Origin of the sequence: Streptomyces sp. CCM_MD2014, assembly GCF_000772045.1 — a bacterium.
GTDB classification, from domain to species: Bacteria; Actinomycetota; Actinomycetes; order Streptomycetales; family Streptomycetaceae; genus Streptomyces; species Streptomyces salinarius.
This window is the reverse complement of the sequence record NZ_CP009754.1, coordinates 1,202,591-1,215,088: the sequence shown is the minus strand read 5'-3', so window position 1 is coordinate 1,215,088 and position 12,498 is coordinate 1,202,591. Positions and strand designations below refer to the sequence as shown.

6 protein-coding genes are annotated in these 12,498 nt (G+C 70.9%); 1 reads left to right on the top strand and 5 read right to left on the bottom strand.

The annotated features are described in order from the left end of the window. Positions 1-57 precede the first annotated feature (57 nt). From NI25_RS05290 to NI25_RS05280, 3 genes are all read right to left on the bottom strand, one after another. On the bottom strand, positions 58-1,953 hold the full coding sequence (locus NI25_RS05290) for an ATP-dependent nuclease (protein ID WP_078884515.1): 1,896 nt from the start codon (positions 1,951-1,953) through the stop codon (positions 58-60). A 203-nt stretch (positions 1,954-2,156) separates the two neighbouring features. Continuing rightward, complete coding sequence (locus NI25_RS05285; protein WP_061441328.1) at positions 2,157-4,322, bottom strand: DEAD/DEAH box helicase; 2,166 nt, start codon at positions 4,320-4,322, stop codon at positions 2,157-2,159. A gap of 43 nt (positions 4,323-4,365) precedes the next feature. Then, positions 4,366-5,706: a lipase/acyltransferase domain-containing protein gene (locus tag NI25_RS05280; protein ID WP_061441327.1), complete on the bottom strand. Its 1,341-nt coding sequence runs from the start codon at positions 5,704-5,706 to the stop codon at positions 4,366-4,368. Positions 5,707-5,877: 171 nt separating this feature from the next. Between NI25_RS05280 and NI25_RS05275 the strand changes: the two genes are divergently transcribed. Continuing rightward, positions 5,878-10,257 carry a WD40 repeat domain-containing protein gene (locus tag NI25_RS05275; protein ID WP_061441326.1) on the top strand — a complete coding sequence of 1,460 codons (4,380 nt, stop codon included), beginning with the start codon at positions 5,878-5,880 and terminating at the stop codon, positions 10,255-10,257. Between the two features lie 79 nt (positions 10,258-10,336). Here NI25_RS05275 and NI25_RS05270 read toward each other — a convergent pair whose 3' ends face one another. Next, the gene (locus tag NI25_RS05270) at positions 10,337-11,884 is read right to left on the bottom strand and encodes a protein kinase domain-containing protein (protein ID WP_420710805.1); all 1,548 of its coding nucleotides are present in this window, start codon (positions 11,882-11,884) and stop codon (positions 10,337-10,339) included. Between the two features lie 157 nt (positions 11,885-12,041). After that, positions 12,042-12,488 (bottom strand): ATP-binding protein, encoded by a 447-nt coding sequence (locus NI25_RS05265; RefSeq protein ID WP_078884513.1) that lies wholly within the window; start codon positions 12,486-12,488, stop codon positions 12,042-12,044. Positions 12,489-12,498 lie beyond the last annotated feature (10 nt).

Below are 12,498 nucleotides of genomic sequence, written 5' to 3'. Positions count from 1 at the left end.
CAGCGACAGCCTACGGTCGGAGGCCGACCGGAAGGGCATGAACCTTGTGCGTACGTGCTAGGCGTGAGGCGTCGGCGGTCCCGTCATGGCCCTCACGTTTTCCATCAGTTCGTGCAACAACTTCGGCTCACCGTCGGCGGTGCGTGCGGCCTCCGCGTACGTCGGCCCGTGCTTGCCGTCCACGTAGCCCTCGCCCCGCGCGATCAGTTCAAGGCGGCGGGCGTTCCAGGCGGGCCAGTCGTCCTTGAGGTAGCTGTCGAGGTCGTCCTCGAAGACGGTGTGCGTCGCCTCGCTCGCGCTCGCGGGGCTGGCTGCGCCCGTGGCCCGCAGATAGCTGAGGATCTTCGCGTTCTTCGCGATGTTGTCCCGAAGACTTGCCGTCTTCTTCTCGGTGTCCGCGTCGGCCACCTTCCTCGGCCCGGTGTCCGCGTCGAAGACGAGGTGGCAGCGTACGCCGAACCCGGTGAGGATGGCGTGGCAGAGGATCATGTTGCCCTTGCCCTCGGCGTTCACCACACAGATGCCTTCGGCACCGAGGCTCAAGCTCTGGCGCTCGGCGAAGGCCAGGAGGACGCTCTCGTCCGTGGCGCCCTCGACCAGGACGGCGACGTCGGCGAACAGTGCCTCGGCAAGCTCCTTGACGTACCGCGTGGCGCCTCGACGTGCGATGGCCTTCTCCGACACGTGGTCCTCAAGGGACTGCCGAAGCTCCGTTTCGGTGAGGGCGCGCAGGCTCACCTCCGGATGCTCGCCACCGCTGACCCGATACAGCCTGCGGACCTGCTGGTAGTCGCTCGGGTCGATGAACACCGGGCTGTGCGTCGCGTACATCACCTGTGTCTGGTCCTCGGCGGACGCGACCAGGCTGCGCAGCACCTGCGCGAAGACCCGGGTCTGCGCCGGGTGCTGGAACAGTTCGGGCTCCTCGATCGCCAGGCACAGCGAGCGCGTGCCGTTCTCGGGGCGGCGGCACTCCGAGAGGTACCTGAGCGCCGCGATGATCAGCGCACGCTGGAATCCGTGTCCCTGACGACGGACCGGTGTCAGAGCCGCCCCGTCACGGATGTTGACCGCGAACGCGGTCTTGGCCCGCTTGGGTACCTGGGCCGTCGGGGTGACGACGACGTCCCGACCGGTGGTGAACCGGCCGACCTCCATGGACAGGGCGCCGGACAGCCTCGCGAGCACCGGCTCGTAGATCTCCCTGTGCACCTTTTCGCGGGCCGCCTGGGCATTCTCGTCGATGGCCGTGAACTGGGCTTCCGCCTCCGAGCGGTCGACCGCGTGCTCGAGGATCCGCCCCACCACGGTCGTCTTGTTGTCGTCGGTCTCCTCGTACGCCCGCAGATCGGCCGAGATGAAGACGAAGTCGATGAGCTTGCCGAGCAGTCCCTGGCCGGCGAAGCCGAAGAAGTGCGTGCCCTCCACCTCGGCCTCGGCGAGACGGCCGCGGTTCCTCGCCTCCCAGGACCGCATCTCCGTCTCGGCGGCGTCCCAGCTACGGACGGCGGGCAGGCCGAGTGCCGGGTCCTGGTCGCGTAACGCCTTGTACGCGGCCGTCTTCTCCCGGCTGCCGCCGCCGTCCCGGATCTGCTCGAAGGGCGGATAGGCCAGGGCCTTGCCCGTGATCCGGTCCTCTCCGTTCTCCCAGGTGCGCCAGATGCTCAGCGTGTCCAGCCCGTCGGGCGCGTAGTGGCCGAGCATGGAACGGTCGGAAGCGGTGAGTCCGTCGAACTCGACCTCCACACGGATCCGCTTCGTCTCCGCCGCGGAGTGCACGTCCTCCTCGCTGAGGATGCCGCCCTTCTCACCATTGAAGAACCAGTCCAGCGCACGCAGCACGGTGGACTTGCCGACACCCGTCGGCCCGATGAGCGAAGTGATGGAGTCGAAGGAGACATCGAGGCTGCGCAGACAGGAGAAGTTCTCGATGCGAACGCGCTTGATCTTCATGGTCATCCTGAAGTGTGACGATGCGGAGCAACCGAGGCGGCGAGGCGCCGACCGACCTCCGGGCATGCGGGTCAGGTGCCTCCGGCGATGTCCCCCCAGGCACCACCGGAAGCGTGAGTACTCAACCATGCCGGTGAAAGCGGTGTCAATCAATTAATCGTGGCCGTGCAGTGGTTCCAGGTGGATGCTCCGAGGTTCGAAGGTCAGAGGGTGGTGATGCCGGCTTCGGTCAGGAAGGGGCTCGGCGCACCTGACCAGGAAACGGAGAGACTGTCCCGCGCACGCGTGCAGGCCACGAACAGCAGGCAGCGCTCGGACATCATGTCCGTCTCGTGCTGCTTGGGGTCCACGTCGGGTGGCGTGACCGCCTTCGCGAACGGCAGCGCCTCGTCGTTGACACCGACGACCGCGACGCAGCGGAACTCCAGCCCCTTGAACGAGTGCATGGTTCCGACCCGCACAGCCGCCCCCTCGCCCGCTGCGGAGTCGCCCGAAGCGTTGCGCAAGGACACTGCGGGGACACCCGCGTCCTTCAGGTGCGCCACGGCCTTCGCGCACGTCTTGTTGAACCGGGCGCTCACCCCGATCTCCCCGGCACCCACGCCCGCGTCCATCCACGCCCGCACCTGGTCGACCAGAGCGTCCAGTTCGGCCTCTTCACTCACCGCGCCCCGTACGGCGGGCCCGTCGCCGTGGAGAGCGGAGCGGTAGCCGAGCAGGGTCTCGTTGCGGCCCTCGTCCTCGAGCTGGGCGATCGGCCGGCCGATCAGCAGGGCCGTGGACCAGCGCAGGATCTCCTGCGTACTGCGGTAGTTCTTCCGCAGCTTCACCGACCGCCCCGTCACTCTGATGCCGAGGGACTTGAGCGAGACCTTCGAGTCGTAGATGCGCTGATGCGGGTCGCCCGCGATGAACAAGTCGTCAGGGCGGGCCGGAACGGCCGCGCGCAGCAGCCGCCACTGCGCCGGATGCAGGTCCTGCGCCTCGTCCACCACCACATGCCGGTACGGCGGCCCCTTTGCCTCCAACAGCCCCGCCGCCTCCACGCACGTCTGCAGCCAGGTCCGGCACCCGTCCGCCGCGAGACCGGCCGTGAACCGTTCCACCGTCTCCCACACCAGCGGCCGTTCGGCCGCCGTCAGCCTGCTGCCCCGGCCCCGCCGGTCAGCCGCCTCATACTCGGCCAGGCTGCCGATGCCCTGGGCCAGGACGACATGCCGGTACTCCTGCGCCAGGAACTGCGCGCTGCCCGTGAAGCCCGTCGCCTTGGCGGCCTTGCCCCAGCGGCTGACCTCCTCGTTGCTCATCAGCGGCCGCAGCGTCACCGCGCCCGGAGCCTCCGCGACGACCCGGCCCGCGAAGCCGTCCACGGTCGAGATGTCGACCCGCTCGCGCAGCTCCGGATCCTCCACCAGGGACTCCAGACCCGAACGGAGCGCGTTGACGAGCGCGTTGGTGTACGTGGTGAGCAGGATTCGGTCGCCGTCCCGCAGATACCCGAGCAGATGCTTGACCCGGTGCAGTGCGACCACGGTCTTGCCCGTGCCCGGCCCGCCCGTGACCTGAGCGGGGCCGGAGTAGGAGGCCCGGTAGGCCACCTTCCGCTGCGAAGGGTGCAAGAAGACCCGCCAAGCGGCGAAGGGCTTCTCCAGGATGTCCCGCAGCTCCTCGGGAGCCGTCACCAGCGCGATCCGTGCCCGGGTGTGCTGGATCGCGGTCTCGTAGTCCCCCGTGTCCACCGGCTTCGTGGACGCCTGAAGCGCCGGCGCCACGATGTCCTGCCAGACCTCCTCCACCGTGCAGCCCGAGGCGAGGTACTGCAGCACCTCCCGCTGGTCCTGCGGCAGCAGGGGAGCGAAGACGTCCAGCTGTTCCTGGTCGACGAGCGACCGCGCCTGCCGAAGCGTCTCGTCGTCGATGCCCAGGGCTTTGAGGTCCCCGTCGGAGAACTTCGCGAAGAGCCGTACCTTCGACGAGTGGTCCGCGACCCGTTCGTAGGCGGGTGTGATCTCGTCGAGGGTCGCCGCGTCCCTGATCTCGACGGCCCGCGTCACCTCGTTGATGCTGGACTTCTGCTTCATCGCCCAGGCGATGGCCTTGTCGTGCTGCATCACCCGCAGCAGGACGAAGGTGTCCCCGGTGGGCGGCGCGAGCACCACACCGCGCCAGAACTGGTCGATGCGGATCGTCCGGATCTGCTTGTCCTTCGCCTTCACGAGGCTCTCCAGCTTCAGCCCCTGATCCTTGAAGAGCTGATCGAGACTGAGCCGGTTGAACTTCTCCCAGGCGTCGAGGACGCCCTTCCTGACCGGGGGCTGGAGCTTGGGAAGCTCGGCGAAGAAACCGATGTCGAAGGCGAGCTGCGGCATGGGTGAATCCTAGTGAAGGAAAATCGGACCCCGTTGGCACATGTCATGGCTGGATTGCCAGCACCACGCTGCTCACGTCGTGCACCCGTCCGCTGTTCACCGGGTCTCCCACGCCCACCCGCCAGGTTCCGGGGGCGGGTAGTTCGAGACGGGTGCTGTAGCGGCCGTCCCCATGGTTGCGCAGGGTCTTGCGTGCGCCGGTCCGGCCCGTCTCGACGTCCTCGGCCGCGACGGACAGCAGCAGCCGGTCGTCGTCGGCAGTCACCTCCACGGGACAGTCCGGCCCGTCGACGACCTCGGGCACGTCGACCGTCAACTCCACCCCACCGCCGAGAAATTCGCGCGGATCGCGCGCGGTGAGCAGGGCTTCCACCTGGTTGAGCAGTGCCCGTTCGTTCTGCAGCGCCCCGTGTTTCTGGGCGAAGAAGCGTACGGCTGAGTCGTCGGGCGACTGGGCCGGGAAGCAGGAGAACCGGGGGACCGTGCCGTCACCGAAATGGTCGGTGCCGTCCACGTCCCGCAAGCCGTCGAGGTGACCGTCGCCGAGCCGCGCGGACTGGCGCGTGGGCTGACGACAGCCCCCGAAGACGTGCAGCGCGTAGCCGTCACCGCCGGCACGGTCCAGCTCCTTGTGGAACCGCAGCGCGTCGACGGCCAGGTACCCGTCCACGCCGTCGACGTGGACGCCGTCCAAGGCGGATCGCGTACCGTCCGCGCCGACCAGGCACCGCCAGGTCGGCAACAGCTGGTGCAGCGACGGCAGGGAACGTGCCAGCCCGGTGAACGGCTCGGAGAGCCGGCCCAGACGCGGTGCCACACCCCCGTGGAGCGAGGTGAGTGCGTTCACCGAACCGCGGTAGGGGGTGCCGATGGTGACGAGACCGCGGGCGTGCCGGCTGCCGCCGAGGACATCCAGGTAGTAGCGGGCCACCAGACCCCCCATCGAGTGAGCGACGAAGACGGCTCGCGCAGTCGGGTCGCCGATACGCTCGCGCCACGCGGCGAGTGCCGGTTCCACGTCGGCGGCGAGTCTGCGCGCGTTCAGCCGGACCGAGAGCCGCCAGTCGTAGGGAAAGGGCAGGAGGTTGCCGTCCCGCTCGGACACGCGCAACCGCCTTTCCAGGAAGGCCAGGAGCGTGCCGTAGCCGTCGATCGCGGAGACACCCGGCAGGATGTGCAGCCCTTTGAGCAGCCCCACCGCCTCGACCCCGTCCTCGGGGTCGGCGTCCCCGATGTCGCGCGGCAGGGTCAGTGCCCGCACCTCGTCCAACCGGCTCAGCGCGTGCCGTCCGGCCACCGCGAGCGTGTGGTTCCACACCTCGCGCCCGTCCTTGGCCAGGACACTGCCCATGATGCCGGGCAGGACCACGACCAGGTCCGTCACCGGAAGTGTCGGCACCGATTCCCCCCGCTGTTCATTCGGCCTTACCATGCGGCTGGCCGACGGCAGGCCCATGCTACGACCGCGCCCACGGGTCCGCCCCGTTCAGCGGCGCACGGACGCCGTCGGGAACCAGGGGGACAGCGACGGGGAGCGGCAAGTGCGGTGGCGTGAATGACGGACGACGGCCGTTTCGTCCTGGTCGGCATCGGTGACTATCAGGACACGAGCTGGCCGAGGCTGAGCCATGTGCCATCCAGTGTGGAACGCCTCTACCGGCTGTTCCGCGGCCTCGGCTACGGTCACGAGCTGCCGGATCTCGCGGTCGGCGGCGACTTCGCCACCATCACCCAGCGGTTGCGCGCCTGGGACGCCGGCGGCTCACGGCTGGTTCTGTACTGGACGGGACACGGCTGCGTCGACGCGGGTGAGTACTTCCTGGTCGCCGCCGACTCCCCGGGTGCGCGCCTGGACGAGCTGACCGCGATCACCGCGAGGGCCCTGGCCCGTTTCCTGGCCCACCGGGAGTTCCACGAGGTCCTGATCCTCCTCGACTGCTGTGCCGGCGGAACCGCTGCTTCGAGGGTCGCGGCGGAGATCTGCGAAGTACTGGACCGCACCACCGCCGCCGGACCGGAGCGGCGCTTCGCGGTGATCGCGTCGGCCCGCGGCTACGACACCGCCGAGGACGGGCTGTTCGCGGAGACACTGGAGCACGTCGTACGACACGGGCCGGAGGACCGGCGCTGGACGGAACACGACGAGACCATCCGCTCCGACGAACTCGCCGACGCGATCACCGGGGTCCTGTCGGTCCACGACGCCGCGACGACGTTCCGCGCGCTGGGCGCACCCGTCCCCGTACTGCGCAATCCTCTGCACCCGTCGGCGATCGTCCCCGACGAGGACGTGGAGACCAAACGCCTGCGCCGACTGCGCTCGGCCGACGTGGACCAGCACCTCGTGCTCTCCGCCCGAGGCATCGAAGTGGGGGAAACCGGCTGGTACTTCTGCGGCCGTGAGCAGCTGCTGCGGCGCGTCATCGCCTACCTGGAGGACGCCGAGCGCGGTCTGTTCGCGATCACCGGATCGCCCGGCACGGGCAAGTCCGCGCTGCTCGGCCGGATCGCCACACTGTCGGTGCCCGCGTTGCGCGCCGCCGCCGAGGAGGAAGGCGCGCTCCACGACACGCCCACCTCGGCACTCCCGCCGCTGGGCTCCGTCGATCTGGCGCTGTCCTGCCGGAACAAGACCCTGGACGACTGTTTGCGCGCCGTCGCCGACGCCTTGGACCTGCCCAGGCACGGGAACGGTTGGCTGCCGGCCGTGCAGGTGGTGCGGCAGGTCGGTGAACTCGGCCGACGGGTGACGGTCGTCCTCGACGGGCTCGACGAGGCGAAACCGGCCGAGGCGGTCCCGATCGCCGCCGACCTGCTGCGCCCGCTCGCGGACCTCCCCGGCGTACGCGTCCTGGTCGGCACGCGTCCGTACCGAGCGGGCGGCAAGGCGGTCACGGCGGGCGCCGGCCCGCTGTTGCAGGCACTCGCACCCGACGAGACGGTCGTACTCGACGACGAGCCGGAGACCCGCGCCGACCTCGCCGCGTACGCACGGCGGCGCCTGCTGGGCGCCGAGCACTCCCCGCTCCGCGGTCGGGAGGAACTCGCCGCCGCATGGGCACAGCGGATCGCCGACGCCAGCGGCGGGATCTTCCTCTACGCACGGGTCGCCACCGGCGCCCTGCTGCGCGTGCTGGCCCGCACGGGTCCGGACGAAAGCCCGGACCTCAACCGGCTGTTGGCCGGCAATCTGACAGCCGTCCTGGACGAGGAGTTCGAGCGCTCTCCGGACCCGGAACGACTGCGTGACCTCCTTCGCCCCCTCGCCTGGGCGGAGGGCGCCGGGATGCCCCGCCGGGATCTGTGGCCGAAAGTCGCCGAAGCACTGTCCGACCGGAGCGCGCGCTACGGGGACGGGGACATCGCCTGGGTGCTGGAACACGCCGGGTTCCACGTGGTGGAGTCCGGAGAATCCGGCCAGACCGTATACCGCCTCCATCATCAGGCGCTCATCGACCACGTCCGCCGCACCTCACCCTGGGACGCGCACGCCAGGATCACCCGTGCCCTGCTGGCCACGCTTCCCGGACGCGGGCCGGCCGTCTGGGAGTCCGCCCACCCCTACCTGCGCAGACACCTCCCGGCACACGCGCTCGCGGCGCGCCGACTGCCAGAGGTGATGCGGGATCCCGGCTTCCTCGTCTGTGCCGATCCCACGCGCCTGGCCGCGGCCGTCCGAGTTCTGCCCGAACGGTTCACCCTGCCCGTGGCCAGGCTGTATCTCCGGGCCGCGCACCGTCTCCATCCGCTGTCACCGCGAGGCCGGCTGCGCGTGCTGCTGATGACAGCCACGTTCGAGGAGCCCGCCCTCATCGGCTGGTTACGGGGTCACACCCCCGTGCAGGCGATGCTGGAGGGCGCCTCCACGCCCCCCGACGACTTCAGCGTGGTGCTGCACGGGCACGCGGGACCGGTGCTGGCCCTCCAGGCGCTCCCCACCGCTGACGGGCGGGCCGTGGTCGCCTCGGCCGGCGGGGACGGGACGGTACGGCTGTGGGAACCGGACACGGGCGAGACGAGGATGGTGCTGACCGGTCCAACGGAGACCGTGACGGCACTGACCGGCCTCACCGGTTCCGACGGACGATCGCTCCTCGTCGCCGCGGCCGGACGCGACCTGTACGTGTGGGACGTGGACGGCGGCGGGACCCCCTTCGTGCTGAGCGGCCACGCCGACACGGTGCTGTGCCTCACCGCGTTCGACGACGGGCCTGACACCGTGCTGGTCTCCGCGGGCGAAGACCGGTCCGTACGGCTGTGGCGCACGGACGACTGGAGTTCGACCGTGCTGACGGGACACGTGGGACGAGTGACCGCCGTGGCCGCGGTACCGCTCGCCGACGGACGCCGGTACCTGCTGTCGGCCGGCGCCGACTGCTCCGTCCGCCGCTGGGACCTGGGCAGGCAGCAGGGGCCGGAGGCCGCCGGTGTGCTGCGCGGGCACACCGGCACCGTCTACGCGCTCGCGTCCCTGGGCACCTCGGACGAGGGGACGTTCGCCGCTTCCGGCGGGGACGACGGCACGGTGCGGCTGTGGGACGTGGAGCGGCTCGCCCTCCGTCACGTGCTTCCCGGCAAGGTGCGTGGAGTCCGGGCCCTGTCGCCGTTCACCGGGCCGGACGGCCGCACCCTCCTCGCGGTGGCCGGTGGGGGATCGCGGATCACGGTCCTCGACCCCCACACCGGCTCCGTACGGCGCCTGCTCACGAACCGTATGTCCGCCCTGCCCGAGGAGCCGGGCTCCCGGGGCGCTTCCGGGACTCAGGTCGTGCCCGTGGACCTGGAAGGGCAGTCGTCGGGCGGGCGGCGCGACTCCCCGTACGTCGGCGGGTCGTACACGCTCACCCCGGTGCGGCCCGGCCGGGGCCCCGACCTGTTCGCCTCCGCAGGGTGGGACGGCGCGGTGCGCCTGTGGACCTCCGACAGCGGTGGATCTCCCACGCAACCGGACTACGACAGCAGGCGGGCACGCCGTGTCGCTGCCTTCGCGCAGCAACCCGACGGCCTGCCCTGGGGCCTGGCGGTCGCGGGCGCCACGGGCGGGGCGTGGCTCGCCGACACGAGGGGGCGGGAAAGGGCCGGGCTGTGGCCGCCCCATCGGCTGGTCGACCACGTCGCTCCGTTGGTACTGCCGGACGGCCGGCCTGTCGTCGTCGTGGTGGAGCACGAACGTCGGCGGCTGCACCTCGTCGATGCCGGGACCCGGGAGGAGATCACCTCGGGCGACACCGTGGAGGCCTTGCGCCGACTCGACGGGCACGTGGCCTCGTTGCGGACCGCCACGGCACCCGGCTGGATGACGGCGCTTGTCGTGAACTACGACAAGTCCGCGCCGAAGGCGCTGCTGTGGCTGCCGGGCGACCGGACTCACCTCCTCGACGCGTTGGGGAAGGGGCCGGCCATGACCGCGGTGCCGTGTGTCCGACCACAGGCCAAGGCGCTCCTGGCGGCGATGACCGACGACGGACTGATCCTGCTGCACGGTTCGTCCGCCGACTGGGCGGACGGCGTGGGCAAGACCAGCCGCCCGACGGTACCGGGCCTGCCTCCCGCGGCGGTGAGCACACCCTCCGGGCACTGGCAGTTGGCGGTGCCGGTACAGGACCCGGACGACTTCCGGACCGCGCTGGAGATCTGGGACCTGCAAGGCGACGACGGCAAGAACGCCGTCCACGAACTGAACCACGACGGCACGCCGCTCACCCACCTGGCTCGGCTGGCCCGTGCCGACCAGGACCTCGTCGTGGCCACGTGTTCGGACGACACCCTGCGTGTGTGGAACCCGACCCGGCCCGGCCGCGCACCGATCACCATTCCGCTGCCGGGGTCGCCCGACGACCTGACGACCTCCGCCCCCGACCGCGTGCACGTCCTGGTGCGCGAGCACTGGTTCGTCCTGCGGCTTACCGGCCTGGGCGCCGTGCTGACGGGATGAGGTCACTGTCGGCAGTCGGCCGACCGCCCAGCCTCATGGCCTCCGGCACGCCCCACACCCGTCACGCGGAGCCGCTGTCTCAGGAGGGCGAGGGGGAGGGGCCGCCGTCGAGATCGAGGCGGATCACCGCCAGGGTCTCGGCCACCTCGGCGCTCAGTTCGTCGTGAGGCCCGAACACCACGCACAGGTCCTCGTGCAGCGGCTCCAGGACGTCGAAGGCCTCGGCAGCCCGTTGCTGTGCGAGGAGCAGCATGCCGATGTCGCGGCGCAGCTCCACCGCGTTCTCGCTGACGTCTCCGTCGATGGCGCGGACGGTCTCGAGGACGCCGTTCAGCCCGGCCAGTGCCTCGGTCACCTGGCCGAGTTCGCCGCGGCAGCGGGCCGCCTGAGCCCGGCATTCCAACGCCTCTTCGCTGCTCGGTCCGCTCACCCGCCCGTAGGCGTCGGCCAGCGTCTCGAACTCCGGCAGCGCGGCGCGATGGTCGCCGGCCAACTGCCGGCTGAGCGCCCGCCACGAACGCAGCCGCAGCACCGCCCTGTTCTCCGAGCCGAGGGACCGTGCGGCTGGCTCGATCAGCTCACCGACCACGTCGGCGGCCTGTGCGTACCGTTCCTCCTCCATCAGGGCCACGTAGTGCGCGTGGACCTCGCGGATCTGCTCCCGCAACGCCTCCCGCTCGGCCGCGGGCACGACGGGCGGTGCGTCCGGGCCGACGACTGGGGCGGCGGCCCGCGTGCCGCCCGCGGCACCGGTGCGCGAGCGGGGCGCGTACGGCCGACGGAAGATCCCCGTAGGGTCGGGCGCCCCGGCGGGCCCTGCCTCCTCCGGCGCGGACTCATCGCCAGGCCCCGGCAGGAAGGGCCGCAACCGCTCGTACACCTCCTGCACGTCCGCCGGACGCGCCTCGGGTGCCTTCAGGAGCAGGTGCAGGACGAGCTCCTCCAGACCCGCCGGTACGTCGTCGCGCAGTTGCCGCAGCGGGGTCGGGGTCGCGTTGACGTGCTGGGTCATCAGCTGCCACTCGCTGTCCCCGCTGAACAACGTCCGTCCGCAGAGCAGTTCGTGCAGCACGCACCCCAGGGCGTACAGGTCGGTGCGCGGCGTGACCCGCGCGCCGCGCACCTGCTCCGGCGCCATGTACTGGTGCGTGCCGATCGGACTGCCCGTCGCGGTCAGCTTGGTGACGTCCGTCTGGAGGATCGCCGCGATGCCGAAGTCCAGCACCTTCACCGTGCCGTCCCGGGCGACGAGGATGTTGCCCGGCTTCAGGTCACGGTGGACGACGGGCACGTCGTGCGCGTGCGAGAGGACGGTCGCCACCTGCGCCGCCACGGCCACCGCCCAGCTGACGGGAAGCGGGTGGTCCGGGTGCACGTACGCGGTGAGCGGAACGCCGTCGACCAGCTCCATCACCAGGAACAGCTGCTCGTACGACTCGTCCAGCACCGCGTCGTACACCTGCGGTACGCCCGGGTGCTGGATCCGGGCGGTGACCCGTGCCTCGCGACGGAACCGCTTCTCGAACTCCTCCGCCAGGTGCGGTGACGTCACGACCTGCGGGCGGATCAGCTTCACGGCGACCGGCCGGTCCAGTACGGCGTCGTAACCGCGCCAGACGTCCCCCATGCCCCCGTTGTTGAACTGCTCCAGCAGCTCGTAACGCCCCGCGACCCGTCGTACGTCCGGCACCTGGTCCCCGCTCCCGCCCCGTCGAGTGTCCGAAGAGATCAGTCTCGCGGGCGTGTCTGCGTGCGTCCAGCCAGGTCGCCGGGGAGCTACACGATCAGGTCAGGCCGGGCGTGGCGCACTCCGCCCAGACGGTCTTGCCAGGGCCGCCCTCGGCGCGGGGCGAGTATCCCCAGCGGTCGGCGAGCGCCTCGACGAGCAACAGTCCGCGCCCGCCGTCGCTGTCCTCCGGTACGTCGGCGGGGAGGCGGGGGAGACGCTCGCCCCGCGTGTCGGTCACCTCGATGCGTACGGTGCCGGTGGCCGGGTCGGCGGTGAGCGAGAGGTGGAAGTCCCGGCCGGCGACGTGCCCGTGCCGTACGGCGTTCGCGCATAGCTCCGACGCGATGAGCGTGACGACGTCGTGCGCGTCGGTGCCGTACGGGATCCCCCAGGCGTCCAGACGGTGCGCGCACAGGCGCCGGGCCAGGCGGGCGCCCCGCGGGGTGGAGCTGAAGCACATCGCGAACCTGTGCACCGTCAGGGGTGGTTGTGTTGCGGTCATGCACTCACGG

Bases quoted from the DNA above. Each gene is read 5' to 3' on its own strand.
- NI25_RS05275 (WP_061441326.1), top strand. From the start codon at position 5,878: ATGACGGACGACGGCCGTTTCGTCCTGGTCGGCATCGGTGACTATCAG.
- NI25_RS05270 (WP_420710805.1), bottom strand. From the start codon at position 11,884: ATGGGGGACGTCTGGCGCGGTTACGACGCCGTACTGGACCGGCCGGTC.
- NI25_RS05290 (WP_078884515.1), bottom strand. From the start codon at position 1,953: ATGAAGATCAAGCGCGTTCGCATCGAGAACTTCTCCTGTCTGCGCAGC.
- NI25_RS05285 (WP_061441328.1), bottom strand. From the start codon at position 4,322: ATGCCGCAGCTCGCCTTCGACATCGGTTTCTTCGCCGAGCTTCCCAAG.
- NI25_RS05265 (WP_078884513.1), bottom strand. From the start codon at position 12,488: ATGACCGCAACACAACCACCCCTGACGGTGCACAGGTTCGCGATGTGC.